We start from the raw sequence: 16,280 nt of genomic DNA, 5'->3' as shown, positions 1-16,280 counted from the left end.
ACCGCAAAAGCGGTCTGCTATTTGTCAAGGTGCTCGTATTCTACCGTTTACGATGCTCCCCATACCACAATGGAAATATTATAGCTGAGGAGATTCCGCCGGAATTGCTTTCTTATATGGAAGAAGTATTACCGGAAAAGAAGGAGCTGGATACGGAAATTGTTCTGGATACAATGATAAATGTAAATGAATTTTTGAAGAACTAATGTTCGCATCATATATACAATTTTAAATTTCCATGATATAATATCTCTTACATTTGAGTGTTAATTCGTCCACGTTAGTTTTACTACTTTTTATCAGTCTATAAAATATCGGGTGGTGAACAGAATTCGTCGAGAGGCATATTCGGCTAAAATCAGAGAATGTGCTTCGACGAATTTCTGACTGATAGACGAACTTTTTTGATATAAAAACCAGGAGGTGCTTTTTTGCAGAATTCACAACAAATATTCAAATTACACTCCGAATACCAGCCTACAGGCGACCAGCCCCAGGCAATCGAAAAACTGGTCAAAGGCTTTCAAGAAGGCAATCAATGCGAGACTTTGCTGGGCGTTACAGGTTCCGGCAAGACCTTTACCATGGCAAATGTTATTGCACAGTTAAATAAGCCAACCTTGATCATAGCGCACAATAAAACACTTGCAGCACAGCTGTACGGTGAGTTTAAGGAATTCTTCCCTGAGAATGCAGTAGAATATTTTGTCTCCTACTACGACTACTACCAGCCGGAGGCTTACGTGCCGTCTTCGGATACGTATATTGCGAAGGACTCTGCGCGGAACGATGAGATTGATAAGCTGCGGCTTTCCGCGACTTCTGCACTGAGTGAGCGGAACGATGTCATTGTGGTTTCCAGTGTTTCGTGTATCTATGGAATCGGAAGCCCGAAGGACTACATGGAGATGATTATTTCGCTCCGCCCGGGAATGGAAAAGGACCGGGACGATGTGATCCGGCAGTTGATTGATATTCAGTATGACCGGAATGATATGGATTTCCATCGCGGTACGTTCCGCGTGCGCGGTGATGTATTGGAGATTTTTCCGGCGGAGGAGACGGACAAGGCGGTGCGCGTCGAGTTCTTCGGGGATGAGATTGACCGTCTGGTGCAGATCGATACGCTGACGGGTGAAATCTTATGTGAACTGAACCACATCGCAATCTTTCCTGCCTCCCACTATGTTGTGCCGATGGACACGATCCTGAAAGCAACAGGCGAGATTGAAAAGGATATGGAAGAGCAGGTGAAGTTCTTCAAGCACGAGGGAAAACTGATCGAGGCCCAGCGCATCGAGGAGCGGACCAATTTCGATATTGAGATGCTCAAAGAAACCGGCATCTGTTCCGGCATCGAAAACTATTCGCGTTACCTCTCCGGATTAAAGCCAGGCGAGCCGCCCTACACACTGATGGATTATTTCGGAGATGATTTCCTCATCATCGTGGATGAGTCGCATAAGACTGTTCCGCAGATCCGCAGCATGTATGCCGGCGACCAGTCGCGGAAATCGACGCTGGTGGACTATGGATTCCGTCTGCCGTCCGCAAAAGACAACCGCCCGTTGAACTTCGGCGAGTTCGAGGACCGGATCGATCAGATCCTCTTCGTATCTGCCACGCCGGGCGACTACGAGGCAGACCACGAGCTGCTGCGCGCCGAACAGATCATCCGCCCGACCGGCCTTCTCGACCCGGATGTCGAGGTGCGCCCGGTGGAGGGACAGATCGACGATCTGATTTCGGAAGTAAAGAAAGAAACTGAAAAACACAACAAAGTTCTCGTGACGACGCTGACGAAGCGTATGGCAGAGGATCTGACCGACTATATGAAAGAGGCCGGCATCCGCGTGCGCTACCTGCACTCCGATATCGACACCCTGGAACGGACCGAGATCATCCGTGATATGCGTCTCGATGTCTTCGATGTGCTCGTCGGCATCAACCTTCTGCGTGAGGGTCTCGACATCCCGGAAATCACACTCGTGGCGATCCTGGATGCCGATAAAGAAGGTTTCCTGCGTTCCGAAACCTCCCTGATCCAGACCATCGGCCGTGCCGCGCGAAACAGCGAGGGCCATGTTATCATGTACGCCGATGTGATGACCGATTCCATGCGCCTCGCGATCGACGAGACGAAGCGCCGCCGTGCCCTGCAGGAAGCCTACAACAAAGAACACGGCATCACTCCGACCACCATCAAAAAAGCCGTCCGCGATCTCATCAGCATTTCGAAAGAAGTGGCAAAGACAGAAGAAAAGATGGAAAAAGACCCGGAGTCCATGAGCCGCGAAGAACTGGAAAAACTGATCGGCCAGGTACAGAAACAGATGAAAGCCGCTGCTGCCGAACTCAACTTCGAAATGGCCGCCGAGCTGCGTGACAAAATGATCACACTGAAGAAGAGCCTGGATGACATGGAAGAATAAAAAAGAAGAAAAGAGCATGAAAAAAAGCGTGCCGGAAAAGCGACAGAAAACTTTCCGACACGCTTTTTTGCGTCCGATTTTGATTCCTTATTGTTCAGAATTGACGCAAAATAAGAATACCATTATAATATAAAATACGACCAAATGGTCGTATCAAAACGAAAAACACAAAAATAAAAAAGACAACAATAAAAAAATTAATCGCCGAATTTTCTCTTTTTACTGGAGACACTCAGCAGATAGTCGACCGAGCAGTCATAGAACCGTGCAAGCCGGATCACATAGTCGATCGGGATGTCGCGGATTCCTTTTTCGTAGCGGGAATAGACGTCGCGGTTGCATTCGAGCAGGGCAGAAATCTCTTTGATGGTGAGATCCTGATCGATCCGCATATCTTCAATTCTCTGGTATTTCATACGTTGTACCATCCTTTCAGATTCAAACCCATACTACCAAACGGTTGGATGGACAAAGTTAAATCAGATCATATGGTCGCAAATTGGAGAATGGGGCGGGAGAGAGAAACGGCGGGTGAAGACAGCCTGTGCAGAAAACAGAAAAATATGTACGGCAGAAATGGGGGAACGAATGGGAAAAGCAGAAAGAATAGAAATAGAAGATTTTGTCCAGAATATAGTGGAACGGATGGAGACGCCGGAAGCGTTTGAAAAAATGATCAGCCGGGAGGAAGAATGCGAAGCGCAGGGGCAGGAGAGCCGTCTGAGGGATGTGCTGAAGAAAGAATGGCCGGTGGACGAAAAGGGAGAGCGCATCTATCAGATCACTAATATATATGAAGAAAAAGCAGAAGAACTCCTCATTGTAGAACTGTATACCGGCATCCACCTGGAAAACGGAGTCCCGTGCGGGCATTTTACGCTGTATCTCTGCGGGGAGCCGGACGGATGGAAACTCAGCGAAACGCGGATGATGGAATATCTGCAGAATCTGTAAACGAAAAAGCAAAACAGGGAGGACAGGGAAAAGAAAAACTGTCCTCCTGCTTTTGCTGCGGCGGAGACATCGGAAAGTCAGGATCCATACGGCCGCTTCTCATCGCTGATGCCGACCAGATAATCCAGACTGACCTGATACAGCTCCGCCAGACGGATGGCAATGGAGATCGGCAGCTGCCGGACGCCTTTTTCATATCGGGTATAAACATCGCGGTTGCAGCCGAGATAGTCGGCAACCTGGCGGATCGTCAGATCGCGGTCCGTGCGCAGATCCTCCAGTCTCTGATATTTCATGATTCATCACCTCTGAGAAAATGCTACTAAATGGTCGTATCGAAATGGCAGAATCCTACCATACGGCTATAGCGCCTTTGAAACAGTAGAATGCAATAAAAAAGAAAAGTCAGATTCCTTTTCAGAAAGAAAACGGTTTATACTTTTTTCACAATTTCTTCATAGAAAAACCGGGAAAAGGTGTTGACAAACAAAAGGCAGAGTGCTATCTTAAGAGCATAGATGTTAGCACTCCACTGAAACGAGTGCTAACAGGACTATACAACAGGAAGGAGCTTATCTTAGTGGATACAGAATTGGATGAAAGAAAAAGAAAAATATTAAAAGCGATCATCCAGACGTATCTGGAAACGGGCGAGCCGGTCGGCTCAAGAACGATTTCCAAATACACGGATTTGAATTTAAGCTCCGCCACAATCCGGAATGAAATGTCCGATCTGGAAGAGATGGGTTACATCTTACAGCCCCACACTTCCGCAGGACGCATTCCTTCCGATAAAGGCTACCGCCTCTATGTAGATGAGCTGATGCGGGAAAAAGAACAGGAAGTTGCAGACATCAAAAACATGGTCATTGAAAAAACAGACCGAATGGAAAAAGTTCTGCAGCAGGTTGTCAAAGTCCTCGCTTCATCTACCAACTATGCAACGTTGATTACAGGACCGGAATATCACAGAAATAAAGTGAAATTCATCCAGCTCTCAAAAGTCAATGAAGAGCAGCTCCTGGCCGTCATCGTCGTAGAAGGCAACCTGGTGAAAAACCAGATGATCGACCTAGACGAGACCATCAACGATGAACAGATATTAAAGCTGAACCTGCTTCTGAACACACAGCTCAATGGCCTGACCATTGAAGAAATCAATCTTGGCATGATCAAGAAGATGAAAGAGCAGGCAGGCATCCACTCCGGCATCATCAGCAAAGTGGTCGATACCGTAGCGGAAGCCATCGCAGTCAGCGAAGAAGATGTGCCGGTGTACACCAGCGGCGCAACCAACATTTTCAAGTACCCTGAGCTTTCCGACAGCAGCAAAGCCAGCCAGCTGATCTCCACATTCGAGGAACGGCAGAAACTGGTCGATATGATCAAAGGAGCTGCCGAGGAGCAGGACGGAGAGGAAAATACCGGTATTCAGGTATACATCGGAAATGAATCTTCGATGGAACCCTTACGGGACTGCAGCGTGGTCACCACCACATACGATATGGGAAACGGTATGCGCGGAACAATCGGTATCGTGGGACCAAAGCGGATGGATTACGAAAATGTGGTAGATAACCTGAAAACATTAAAAGTTCAACTGGACGCCGTCTTCAAAAAGCCGGACACAGGTGAGTAGAAAGGTGGAATGATCAGTGAGCGAAGAAAATAGAAAGAAAGAGGAAACCATGGAAGAACCTACACGCGAGATGGAAAAAGAAACCGGAGCAGAGACCGATCTGCCGGAAACCGAACCGGCTGCGGAGCAGGAAGAAGCAAAGAAAGCAGCAGAGGCAAAAGAAGCGGAAGCTGCAGAAGAAACTGCTGAGGATGGCAAAGAACGAAAGTTCTTCAAAAAGAAAAAAGATAAAAAAGATGAGAAAATCGAAGAGCTGACTGACCGCCTGACCCGTCAGATGGCAGAGTTCGATAACTTCCGCAAACGCACCGAAAAAGAAAAAGCAAATATGTATGCCATTGGAGCAAAAGACATCATCGAGAAGATTCTTCCGGTTGTTGACAGCTTCGAGCGCGGACTTGCAACGGTGGAAAACCCGGAGGAAGATCCGTTCGCAGACGGCATGAATAAAGTATACAAACAGTTTACCACAGCACTCGATGAACTCGGTGTAACCGTGATCGAGGCCGTTGGAAAGGAATTCGATCCGAACCTGCACAACGCAGTGATGCATGTGGAGGATGAGGAAGCCGGCGAGAACATCGTCGTAGAAGAGTTCCTGAAGGGCTACATGTACAAAGGCTCCGTAGTCCGTCACAGTATGGTCAAGGTGGCTAATTAAGCCTTGAAGATAAATAAATAGAAATTAAACCATTTTTTAGCATAATTCATTGAGGAGGAAACAACAATGGGCAAAATTATTGGTATTGACTTAGGAACAACAAACAGCTGTGTAGCCGTTATGGAAGGTGGAAAACCAACCGTTATCGCAAACGCAGAGGGTGAAAGAACAACTCCATCTATCGTAGCATTCACAAAAACAGGTGACCGTCTGGTCGGCGAGCCGGCAAAACGTCAGGCTGTAACAAACGCAGACAGAACCATCCGTTCTATCAAACGTGAGATGGGTACTGACTATAAAGTAGACATCGAAGGAAAGAAATACTCTCCGCAGGAGATCTCCGCTATGATTCTTCAGAAACTGAAAGGTGATGCAGAGAACTACCTTGGTGAGAAAGTAACAGAAGCAGTTATCACAGTTCCGGCTTACTTCAATGACGCACAGCGTCAGGCAACCAAAGATGCCGGTAAAATCGCAGGTCTTGATGTAAAACGTATCATCAACGAGCCTACCGCAGCAGCTCTGGCATACGGACTGGACAACGAAAATGAGCAGAAGATCATGGTATACGACCTTGGCGGCGGTACTTTCGATGTTTCCATCATCGAGATCGGTGACGGCGTTATCGAAGTTCTTTCCACAGCAGGAAACAACCGTCTGGGCGGTGATGACTTCGACCAGAAAGTAACAGATTATATCCTTGCTGAGTTCAAGAAACAGGAAGGCGTAGATCTTTCCAATGATAAAATGGCTCTGCAGAGAATCAGAGAAGCAGCAGAGAAAGCAAAGAAAGAGCTTTCCAGCGCAACTACAACCAACATCAACCTGCCGTTCATCACTGCAACCGCAGATGGCCCGAAACATCTCGATATGAACCTGACAAAGGCTAAATTCGATGAGCTGACCCACGACCTGGTAGAGAAAACCGCAGAGCCGGTACAGAGAGCACTTTCTGATGCAGGCCTTCAGGCATCCGAGCTTTCCAAAGTCCTTCTGGTAGGCGGATCTACCCGTATCCCGGCTGTACAGGATAAAGTAAGACAGCTGACCGGACACGAGCCGAGCAAGAGCCTGAACCCGGATGAGTGCGTAGCACTTGGTGCTTCCGTACAGGGTGGTAAACTTGCAGGAGACGCCGGCGCAGGCGATATCCTTCTTCTGGATGTAACTCCGCTGTCTCTGTCCATCGAGACCATGGGAGGTATTGCAACTCGTCTGATCGAGCGTAACACCACAATCCCGACCAAGAAGAGCCAGATCTTCTCAACAGCAGCAGATAACCAGACAGCAGTAGATATCAACGTAGTACAGGGTGAGCGTCAGTTCGCGAAAGACAACAAATCCCTCGGCCAGTTCCGTCTGGATGGAATTCCGCCAGCAAGAAGAGGCGTTCCGCAGATCGAGGTTACCTTTGATATCGATGCCAACGGTATCGTAAATGTATCTGCAAAAGACCTTGGAACAGGAAAAGAGCAGCACATCACCATCACCGCAGGCTCTAACATGTCCGACAGCGAGATCGACAAAGCAGTCAAAGAAGCTGCTGAGTTCGAGGCTCAGGATAAGAAACGAAAAGAAGCAATCGACGCAAGAAACGATGCAGACTCCATGGTATTCCAGACCGAGAAAGCAATCGAGGAAGTCGGCGACAAGCTTGATGCAAACGACAAAACAGCAGTAGAAGCTGACCTGAACGCACTGAAAGATCTCATTGCAAAATGCAATCCGGAAGAAATGACCGATGCACAGGTAGCTGATCTGAAAGCAGCTCAGGAAAAACTGATGACAAGCGCTCAGAAACTGTTTGCAAAACTGTATGAGCAGCAGGGCGGAGCAGCAGGCGCTGGTGCCGGAACAGCAGGTGCAGGCCCGGATATGGGAAATGCAGGAGCAGCAGGCGGCCATGACGACGATGTCGTAGACGCTGACTACAAAGAGGTTTAATTTTCGGCATGTCACACTCCGTGAAAATACCGACTGTGAGTTGAAACAATAAGTAAATAAACGCAAAAAGCCCTGTGAGGCGAATGTTTGCAGGGGACGGAAAATACATTCCGCCCCCTGTATTTATGCTGGTATTGCTTTCGGAAAAGTGCTATACTGGAGCGTGCGGAAAAACATTTCTGCAAAGATGAAATTTGTGGAACAGAAATGAAAAGGTGAACATAAATGGCAGAAAAAAGAGATTATTACGAGGTCCTCGGCGTAGACCGCGGAGCGGACGATGCAACATTAAAAAAAGCATACCGTAAACTGGCCAAGAAATACCATCCGGATATGAACCCGGGCGACAAAGAGGCCGAGGCAAAATTTAAAGAGGCGACAGAAGCCTATGGCGTGCTGAGTGATCCGGACAAACGGCGTCAGTACGATCAGTTTGGCCACGCTGCATTTGAAAACGGCGGTGGCGGCGCAGGAGCCGGCGGATTCGGCGGCTTCGACTTTGGCGGCGGAGATATGGGTGATATCTTCGGCGATATTTTCGGCGACCTGTTCGGTGGCGGCGGAAGCAGAAGAAGAGCAAACAATGGACCTATGAAGGGAGCAAACCTCCGCGCTGTTGTCCACATTACGTTTGAGGAAGCTGTTTTCGGATGCCAGAAAGAGCTCGAGATCAACCTGAAGGATACCTGTACAACGTGCCACGGAACCGGCGCAAAACCAGGAACTTCACCGGAGACATGCTCCAAATGTAACGGAACTGGTCAGATTACGTACACACAGCAGACCATGTTCGGTTCTGTGAGAAACGTGACGACCTGTCCGGATTGTAACGGAACCGGAAAGATCATTCGCGATAAATGTACCGCATGCCACGGCACGGGCTATACATCCAGCAGAAAACGCATTCAGGTCAACATTCCGGCTGGAATCGACGATGGACAGAGCATCCGGATCCGTGAAAAAGGCGAGCCGGGTGTAAACGGCGGACCGAGAGGAGATTTGCTTGTCGAGGTTCAGGTAACCCGTCATCCGATCTTCCAGAGACAGGATATGAACATCTTCTCTACCGCACCGATTACATTTGCGCAGGCAGCGCTCGGCGGTGATGTGAAGATCAGCACCGTTGACGGAGACGTTCTCTACACTGTAAAACCGGGAACCCAGACCGATACGAAGATCCGTCTGAAGGGAAAAGGTGTTCCGTCCCTTCGCAACAGCAATGTGCGCGGTGATCACTACGTAACACTCGTAGTCCAGACTCCGACGAAACTGAATGAGAAAGCAAAAGAAGCCCTCCGCGCCTTCGACGAAGCCTGCGGAAACCGCCCGGCAGCAGAAGCAAAAGCAGCCGACGGCGAAACTGCAGAGCAGCCGAAGAAGAAAAAAGGCTTTATGGATAAAGTGAAAGAGGCCTTTGAGGACATCGATAAATAAAGAACGGCGGCAAGCCGGAAAAGAAAGAAGAATCTGTGGAAAAAGCAGGTTCTTCTTTCTTTTCTATGAAAGAACCATGAAAATTTGGTGAATTTATACACAGAATGGTCGGATTTTGATATAATGTGGAAAACTTAAGGGGAGAGAAAAGAAAGGAAACGGGGAAAATGAGATTTCGACCATGTATTGATATTCATAACGGAAAAGTAAAACAGATTGTCGGGGGATCGCTGAAAGATCAGGGAAATCAGGCGAGCGAGAATTTTGTCTCGGAGCAGGATGCGTCGTATTATGCGCAGCTGTACGAAGAGCAGGGTATTACGGGCGGCCATGTGATTCTGCTGAACAAGAAAGGTACCGAGTTTTACGAGGAGACGAAGCGCCAGGCATTGCTGGCACTCTCGACGTACCCGGGCGGCCTGCAGGTGGGAGGCGGCATTGATGCGGAGAATGCGTGCGAGTTTCTGACAGCGGGGGCAAGCCATGTGATTGTGACTTCGTATGTGTTCCGCGGCGGCCATGTGTTCTATGAAAATCTGGACAAGCTGGTGACGACGGTAGGAAAGCAGCGGCTGACACTGGATTTAAGCTGCCGGAAGCGGGACGGAAAATACTATATCGTGACGGACCGCTGGCAGAAGTTCACGGACGAAGAAGTGACAGAGGAACTGCTGCATCACCTGTCAGAATACTGTGATGAGTTCCTGATCCATGCCGTGGATGTCGAGGGAAAGGCTTCCGGCATTGAGACGGAGCTGGTGGAACTGCTTGCGAAGATGAAAGATTTTCCGGTGACGTACGCCGGCGGCGTGGGAAATTTTGAAGACCTGGAGCTGCTCAAAAAACTGGGAAACAACCACGTCGATGTGACAATTGGCAGCGCACTGGATCTGTTCGGCGGCAAAATGAAGTTTGAAGACGTGCTGGCAGTATGCCGCCGGTAAGCGGAAACGGACGTTCACCCGCGCCATTCGCAAAACCGCGCTTTCAGCGCTCTCCGCTGCTGCGCAGCTCCTTTTTGCTCATAACCAGGCGCTCCCTTTGTATCTTATTCTCGACAGATTTTCATGCGAGTATGAAATCTGTCAAAAATAAGATACAAGTGAACTGTAACAGAAAAAACTCTAAAATATTCATGAATTTTCTAAATACTATTGCAAATAGAGACAACTATTGCTATAATTAGAGTTACTTACAGGGGAAGTGAAGAGCCTGTAAAATTTGAGAGCAAAGGGGTTGGGCATAATGAAAATTACCATCAGCGGAAAAAATATTGACGTGACAGAGGGATTAAAAGCCGCGGTCAATGAAAAACTTGGCAAACTGGAGAAATATTTTACGCCTGACACAAATGTCATTGTAACCTTAAGTGTAGAGAAAGAAAGACAGAAAATTGAGGTTACCATTCCGGTAAAAGGAAACATCATCCGTTCCGAGCAGGTAAGCAACGATATGTACGTATCCATCGATCTGGTAGAGGAAGTCATCGAACGCCAGCTTCGCAAATACAAAAACAAAATTGCCGACAAACAGCAGGAAGCAGGAAACTTCCAGAAAGAATATCTGGAGCATGACTATCTGGAGGACGAAGACATCCAGATCATCCGTACGAAAAAATTCGGCATGAAACCAATGTATCCGGAAGATGCCTGCGTACAGATGGAACTTCTTGGACACACCTTCTTCGTATTCCGCAATGCAGAGACCGACGAAGTAAACGTCGTTTACAAGAGAAAGAACAACACCTACGGTCTGATCGAGCCGGAGTGCTGAAAAGTAAATAAAGAATGAACAGTCACCCTGTTTCCAGCTTAGAAAAGCTGTGAAACAGGGTGACTTTTTCGCGGAAAGGGCCGGAAAGTCCGGGAAAAGCCGTAAAAACAGCGGAAAACCGGGGAACGGCACCAAATGTTTACGAAAAATTCATTGTTATCTTGTGCCAGAAGTGGTAGAATAGTACCATATGTTAATATGGCAATTAATAGAGAAAGCAGGAGCAAACATTCTATGAAATTCACAGAAAAACTTTTTGGTACGCACAGTGAGCGCGAGCTGAAACGAATCTATCCAATTGTAGACAAAATCGAAGCTCTCCGCCCGACCATGCAGGCGCTGACCGATGAAGAGCTGCGTGCCAAGACAAAGGAATATAAAGACCGCTACAACGGAGGCGAATCCCTGGATTCCATTCTCCCGGAAGCATTCGCAACCGTCCGCGAGGCAGCAAAACGTTCCCTCGGTATGGAACACCACCGCGTACAGCTGATCGGTGGTATTATCCTCCATCAGGGCCGTATCGCCGAGATGAAAACCGGTGAAGGAAAAACCCTCGTTTCCACCCTTCCGGCTTACCTGAATGCACTGACCGGACGCGGCGTCCACATTGTTACCGTCAATGATTACCTGGCAAACCGAGATGCTGAGTGGATGGGCAAAGTCCACAGATTCCTCGGTTTGACCGTCGGTGTCGTTCTGAACGATATGAAGAACGATGAGCGCCGCCAGCAGTATGCATGCGACATCACCTACATCACCAACAACGAACTTGGTTTCGATTACCTGCGTGACAACATGGTGATCTACAAGGAGCAGCTCGTACAGAGAGAGCTTGCTTACTGTATCATCGACGAGGTCGACTCCGTCCTGATCGACGAGGCAAGAACACCTCTGATTATTTCCGGACAGAGCAGCAAATCCACCAAGCTGTACGAGACCGCAGATATTCTGGCACACCAGATGCAGCGCGGCGAGGCAAGCGGCGAGATGACCAAGATGACCGCGATCATGGGCGAGGAGATCGAGGAGACCGGAGACTTCATCGTCAACGAGAAGGACAAATTCGTTACCCTGACCGATGACGGTGTGAAGAAAGTCGAGAACTTCTTCCATATCGAGAATCTCTCCGATCCGGAGAACCTGGAGATCCAGCACAACGTGATCCTGGCGCTGCGTGCCAATTATCTGATGCACCGCGACAAGGACTACGTAGTCAAAGACGACGAGGTTCTGATCGTCGATGAGTTCACCGGCCGTATCATGCCGGGCCGCCGTTATTCCGATGGTCTGCATCAGGCAATCGAGGCAAAAGAGCACGTTAAAGTAAGAAGAGAGAGCAAGACTCTGGCAACCATCACGTTCCAGAACTTCTTTAACAAATACGAGAAAAAAGCCGGCATGACAGGTACTGCCCTCACCGAGGAGCAGGAGTTCCGTGACATCTACGGCATGGACGTTATCGAGATCCCGACCAACCGCCCGGTCATCCGTGTGGATATGGACGATGCCGTATACATGACGAAAAAAGAGAAATTCCACGCAGTCGTAGAGGAAGTCAAAGAGGCACATGCCGTGAACCAGCCGGTTCTGGTTGGTACCATCACCATTGAGACTTCCGAGCTGATCAGCAAAATGCTGCGCCGCGAGGGAATTCCGCATCAGGTCTTAAATGCGAAGTTCCATGAGCTCGAGGCAGAAATCGTAGCGCATGCCGGTGAGGCAGGAGCCGTTACCATCGCGACCAACATGGCCGGCCGTGGTACCGATATCAAGCTGGATGATGTGGCAAAAGCTGCCGGCGGCTTAAAGATCATCGGCACCGAGCGTCATGAGTCCCGCCGTATCGACAATCAGCTCCGCGGTCGTTCCGGCCGTCAGGGAGACCCGGGTGAGTCCCGTTTCTACATTTCCCTGGAAGACGATCTGATGAGACTCTTCGGTTCCGAAAAACTGATGGGCATTTTCAAATCCCTCGGCGTACCGGAAAATGAGCAGATCGAGCACAAGATGCTTTCTTCCGCCATCGAAAAAGCGCAGAAGAAGATCGAGGGCAACAACTACGGAATCCGTAAAAACCTGCTCGACTATGACCAGGTCAATAACGAGCAGCGTGAGATCATCTACAAAGAGAGACGCCGCGTTCTGGACGGCGAGAGCATGAGAGACACCATCTTCAAGATGATTGCCGACACCATCGACAATACTGTGGATCTCTGCATCGGCGAGAACACCGAGCAGTCCGAGTGGGATCTGACCGAGTTAAATGAGATGCTGCTCTCCATCATGCCGGTGAAGGCAGTGACAAAAGAGCGCGTAGAGAAGATTTCCAAAAACGAGCTGAAACAGCAGTTAAAAGAGGAAGCTGTTAAACTCTACGAGGAGAAAGAAGCAGAATTCCCGGAGGAGGAGCAGATTCGTGAGCTTGAGCGTGTCGTTCTTCTGAAGGTTATCGACCAGAAGTGGATGGATCATATCGATGATATGGATCAGCTCCGCGAGGGTATCGGCCTGCAGGCATACGGCCAGAGAGACCCGAAGGTTGAGTACAAGATGGCAGCTTACGACATGTTTAACGAAATGCTCGAGTCCATCCAGCAGGATACCGTCCGTCTCCTGTTCCATGTACGTGTTGAGCAGAAAGTAGAACGTGAGCAGGTAGCCAAAGTGACCGGAACCAACAAAGACGAGTCCGGCCCGAGAAAACCGGTACAGCGCGCAGAGCGTAAGATCTATCCAAACGATCCATGCCCGTGCGGAAGCGGCAAGAAGTACAAACAGTGCTGCGGAAGAAAACCGGTTTGATAAAAGCAGAACAGCAGTGAGACGGATGAGCACGATCCGTTTGACAAAGCACGCAGCTTCCCTACCAGAAGCTGCGTGTCATACAAAATATAAAACAGAAAGCAGGTGAAGCTTGTGGTAGTTGAATTAGACCAGTTCAAAATGGAACTTGGCACATACGATAAACCATTAGTGGAAGTGAGGGATTCACTTTGACCTCGCTAACAAAGAGCAGAGGATCGAAGAATTAGAGCGTAAAATGGAGGAACCCAATTTCTGGGACAACCCCGAAGAAGCGCAGGAGCAGATGAAACAGCTGAGCAGCATGAAAGAGGACAGAGATACGTATCAGAAACTGGTATCCGCCAAAGAAGATATGGAAACTCTGATCGAGATGGGACAGGAGGAGGATGACGATTCCGTTGTTCCGGAAATCGCGGAAATGATGGAAGAGTTCAAGGCATCCTTCGATGCCATCCGCATCAAAACCCTGCTGTCCGGCGAATTTGACAAGGACAATGCGATCATCAAACTGAACGCAGGTGCAGGCGGAACCGAGGCGTGCGACTGGTGCGGCATGCTGTACCGTATGTACACCAGATGGGCAGAACGCAAAGGCTTTACGATCGAGGAACTCGACTTTCTGGACGGTGATGAGGCCGGTGTGAAGTCCGTGACATTCCAGGTCAACGGCGAAAACGCTTACGGTTATCTGAAATCCGAAAAAGGCGTTCACCGTCTCGTCCGTATTTCTCCGTTCAACGCGGCAGGAAAACGCCAGACATCGTTCGTATCGTGCGATGTTATGCCGGATATCGACAAAGAGATCGATGTTGAGGTTCGTGATGAGGATATTCGTATCGATACGTACCGTTCCAGCGGTGCCGGCGGACAGCACATCAACAAGACGTCATCGGCGATCCGAATCACGCATATGCCGACCGGCATCGTGGTTACGTGCCAGAATGAGCGTTCCCAGTTCCAGAACAAGGACAAGGCAATGCAGATGCTGAAAGCAAAATTGTATATGCTGAAACTCCAGGAGCAGGCAGATAAGCTGAGCGACATCCGCGGCGAAGTAACCGAGATCGGCTGGGGCAACCAGATCCGTTCTTACGTTATGCAGCCATACACCATGGTCAAAGACCACCGTACCAACGCAGAGACCGGAAACGTCGATGCAGTCATGGACGGTGGAATTGATCTGTTTATCAACGCATATCTGAAGTGGATTGCCCTCGGAACCGGAGCGAAAGAGGAAGAAGCATAATTCGGCTGTGGGCAGAGCACAGTGACAAGTAAAATAAGGAGCATTTTCACCAACAGAGGACGGAAATGCTCCTTTCTGTTTTGAAGCCAAAGGCAAACAGGAGGTAAAAGTATGGGTATTATCAGAGCAGCAGTCAATGCAGTACACGGCAGTCTCGCCGATCAGTGGCTGGAGACCGTGGAACCGTATGAGATGGGGGAACATACGGTATTTACAGAGGGAATTCTGGTAAGAAAAGGCCAGAATAAAAAGGGAAGCCAGACGATTTCAAACGGTTCTGTGATCCATGTCTATGACAATCAGTTTATGATGTTGGTGGACGGCGGAAAGATTATTGATTACACCGCAGAGCCGGGCTACTTTACCGTAGACCAGTCATCGTCTCCGTCGATGTTCAGCGGATCGCTTGACGCAGCCGTAAAAGATACGTTTGAGCGCCTGAAATTCGGCGGCCAGACCCCGCATGAGCAGAGAATTTTCTATATTAATCTGCAGGAAATCAAGGGAATCAAATTCGGAACGAGAAATCCGGTCAACTATTTCGACCAGTTCTACAATGCCGAGCTGTTCCTTCGGGCACACGGTTCCTATTCCATCCGCATCGTCGATCCGCTCCGCTTCTACGCAGAGGCTGTGCCGAGAAACGCATCCCGCGTGGAGATCGAGGATATCAACGAGCAGTATATGAACGAATTTTTAGAGGGCCTGCAGTCCTCGATCAATCAGATGGCAGCCGACGGCATCCGCATTTCGTTCGCAGCATCCAAGAGCGCCGAGCTGTCCCGCTACATGGCAGATGCGATGGATGAGAGCTGGCGGGCAATGCGCGGCATGGAGATCCAGTCCGTGGCAATCGCAAGCCTTTCCTACGATGAAGCTTCCCAGAAACTGATCCAGATGCGCAACGAAGGTGCGATGATGTCTGATCCATCGATCCGTGAGGGCTATGTACAGGGAGCGATGGCACGCAGTATGGAGAAAGCAGCAGCCAACCCAAACGGAGCCATGAACGGCTTTATGGGTGTTCAGATGGGCATGAATGCCTTCGGTTCTTCGTTTGCATCGGCGTCCGCTTCGAATCAGCAGCAGATGCAGCAGCAGGCGGCAGCCAAGGCACAGCAGGAAGCCGCAAAAGGCGTATGGAAATGCTCCTGCGGAACGGAGAACACCGGCAATTTCTGCTCAAACTGCGGAAGTGCAAAGCCGATGGTGTGGATCTGCGGCAAGTGCGGAACGGAGAACAGCGGGAAGTTTTGTTCGAACTGCGGCAGCCCGAAACCGGAAGCGGCAGGAAAATGGGTCTGCGCATGCGGAACGGAGAATACCGGCAAGTTCTGCTCGAACTGCGGAAAACCAAGACAGTAAAAGAAAACAGATAACCATCCAATA

The 16,280-nt window shown here is 49.3% G+C and carries 14 protein-coding genes; 12 read left to right on the top strand and 2 right to left on the bottom strand.

The window, feature by feature from the left end:
• Together DW642_RS16065 and uvrB are read left to right on the top strand one after the other, a co-directional pair.
• Positions 1 to 206, top strand: a 206-nt coding sequence (locus DW642_RS16065; protein WP_207660211.1) for a hypothetical protein, incomplete at its 5' end; no start/stop codon positions are given.
• A gap of 225 nt (positions 207 to 431) precedes the next feature.
• Positions 432 to 2,432: an excinuclease ABC subunit UvrB gene (gene uvrB, locus DW642_RS06090; protein WP_055228290.1), complete on the top strand. Its 2,001-nt coding sequence runs from the start codon at positions 432 to 434 to the stop codon at positions 2,430 to 2,432.
• A 197-nt stretch (positions 2,433 to 2,629) separates the two neighbouring features.
• Here uvrB and DW642_RS06085 read toward each other — a convergent pair whose 3' ends face one another.
• Complete coding sequence (locus DW642_RS06085) at positions 2,630 to 2,848, bottom strand: helix-turn-helix domain-containing protein (protein ID WP_055228291.1); 219 nt, start codon at positions 2,846 to 2,848, stop codon at positions 2,630 to 2,632.
• Between the two features lie 172 nt (positions 2,849 to 3,020).
• Here DW642_RS06085 and DW642_RS06080 point away from each other — a divergent pair, with 172 nt between their 5' ends.
• Positions 3,021 to 3,386, top strand: coding sequence for a hypothetical protein (locus DW642_RS06080; protein WP_022461735.1), 366 nt, complete (start codon positions 3,021 to 3,023; stop codon positions 3,384 to 3,386).
• A 77-nt stretch (positions 3,387 to 3,463) separates the two neighbouring features.
• On the opposite strand, the gene DW642_RS06075 is transcribed toward DW642_RS06080, so the two are convergent.
• Complete coding sequence (locus DW642_RS06075; RefSeq protein ID WP_117509604.1) at positions 3,464 to 3,682, bottom strand: helix-turn-helix domain-containing protein; 219 nt, start codon at positions 3,680 to 3,682, stop codon at positions 3,464 to 3,466.
• A gap of 284 nt (positions 3,683 to 3,966) precedes the next feature.
• Here DW642_RS06075 and hrcA point away from each other — a divergent pair, with 284 nt between their 5' ends.
• The 9 genes from hrcA to DW642_RS06030 all read left to right on the top strand — a co-directional run bounded on the left by hrcA (position 3,967) and on the right by DW642_RS06030 (position 16,256).
• Positions 3,967 to 5,025 carry a heat-inducible transcriptional repressor HrcA gene (gene hrcA, locus DW642_RS06070; RefSeq protein ID WP_022461073.1) on the top strand — a complete coding sequence of 353 codons (1,059 nt, stop codon included), beginning with the start codon at positions 3,967 to 3,969 and terminating at the stop codon, positions 5,023 to 5,025.
• A gap of 49 nt (positions 5,026 to 5,074) precedes the next feature.
• Positions 5,075 to 5,686 carry a nucleotide exchange factor GrpE gene (gene grpE / locus DW642_RS06065; protein WP_055218747.1) on the top strand — a complete coding sequence of 204 codons (612 nt, stop codon included), beginning with the start codon at positions 5,075 to 5,077 and terminating at the stop codon, positions 5,684 to 5,686.
• Positions 5,687 to 5,752: 66 nt separating this feature from the next.
• The gene (dnaK, locus tag DW642_RS06060; RefSeq protein ID WP_117509603.1) at positions 5,753 to 7,630 is read left to right on the top strand and encodes a molecular chaperone DnaK; all 1,878 of its coding nucleotides are present in this window, start codon (positions 5,753 to 5,755) and stop codon (positions 7,628 to 7,630) included.
• Positions 7,631 to 7,855: 225 nt separating this feature from the next.
• Positions 7,856 to 9,064 (top strand): molecular chaperone DnaJ, encoded by a 1,209-nt coding sequence (gene dnaJ / locus DW642_RS06055; protein WP_055265114.1) that lies wholly within the window; start codon positions 7,856 to 7,858, stop codon positions 9,062 to 9,064.
• 167 nt (positions 9,065 to 9,231) lie between these two features.
• Positions 9,232 to 10,008, top strand: a complete 777-nt coding sequence (gene hisA, locus DW642_RS06050; protein ID WP_117509602.1) for a phosphoribosylformimino-5-aminoimidazole carboxamide ribotide isomerase — start codon at positions 9,232 to 9,234, stop codon at positions 10,006 to 10,008.
• Between the two features lie 301 nt (positions 10,009 to 10,309).
• Positions 10,310 to 10,837: a ribosome hibernation-promoting factor, HPF/YfiA family gene (gene hpf / locus DW642_RS06045; protein WP_055218411.1), complete on the top strand. Its 528-nt coding sequence runs from the start codon at positions 10,310 to 10,312 to the stop codon at positions 10,835 to 10,837.
• 234 nt (positions 10,838 to 11,071) lie between these two features.
• Positions 11,072 to 13,642, top strand: coding sequence for a preprotein translocase subunit SecA (gene secA, locus DW642_RS06040; RefSeq protein ID WP_055218413.1), 2,571 nt, complete (start codon positions 11,072 to 11,074; stop codon positions 13,640 to 13,642).
• 141 nt (positions 13,643 to 13,783) lie between these two features.
• Positions 13,784 to 14,891 (top strand): peptide chain release factor 2 gene (gene prfB, locus DW642_RS06035; protein WP_117509617.1). Its coding sequence is split into 2 segments (ribosomal slippage): positions 13,784 to 13,834 and positions 13,836 to 14,891, totalling 1,107 coding nucleotides; the frame shifts between segments, so codons are not numbered across the junction.
• A 111-nt stretch (positions 14,892 to 15,002) separates the two neighbouring features.
• Positions 15,003 to 16,256, top strand: a complete 1,254-nt coding sequence (locus tag DW642_RS06030; protein ID WP_117509601.1) for an SPFH domain-containing protein — start codon at positions 15,003 to 15,005, stop codon at positions 16,254 to 16,256.
• The last annotated feature ends 24 nt before the right edge of the window (positions 16,257 to 16,280 follow it).

The organism is Blautia sp. AM23-13AC (assembly GCF_003435675.1).
Classification (GTDB): domain Bacteria; phylum Bacillota; class Clostridia; order Lachnospirales; family Lachnospiraceae; genus Fusicatenibacter; species Fusicatenibacter saccharivorans.
Note: the sequence above shows the minus strand (reverse complement) of the source record. Positions and strands in the feature narration are given on the sequence as shown.

Coding starts and splice junctions, on each gene's coding strand:
- DW642_RS06085 (WP_055228291.1), bottom strand. CDS start 2,848: ATGAAATACCAGAGAATTGAAGATATGCGGATCGATCAGGATCTCACC.
- DW642_RS06080 (WP_022461735.1), top strand. CDS start 3,021: ATGGGAAAAGCAGAAAGAATAGAAATAGAAGATTTTGTCCAGAATATA.
- DW642_RS06075 (WP_117509604.1), bottom strand. CDS start 3,682: ATGAAATATCAGAGACTGGAGGATCTGCGCACGGACCGCGATCTGACG.
- grpE (WP_055218747.1), top strand. CDS start 5,075: ATGGAAGAACCTACACGCGAGATGGAAAAAGAAACCGGAGCAGAGACC.
- dnaK (WP_117509603.1), top strand. CDS start 5,753: ATGGGCAAAATTATTGGTATTGACTTAGGAACAACAAACAGCTGTGTA.
- dnaJ (WP_055265114.1), top strand. CDS start 7,856: ATGGCAGAAAAAAGAGATTATTACGAGGTCCTCGGCGTAGACCGCGGA.
- hisA (WP_117509602.1), top strand. CDS start 9,232: ATGAGATTTCGACCATGTATTGATATTCATAACGGAAAAGTAAAACAG.
- hpf (WP_055218411.1), top strand. CDS start 10,310: ATGAAAATTACCATCAGCGGAAAAAATATTGACGTGACAGAGGGATTA.
- secA (WP_055218413.1), top strand. CDS start 11,072: ATGAAATTCACAGAAAAACTTTTTGGTACGCACAGTGAGCGCGAGCTG.
- DW642_RS06030 (WP_117509601.1), top strand. CDS start 15,003: ATGGGTATTATCAGAGCAGCAGTCAATGCAGTACACGGCAGTCTCGCC.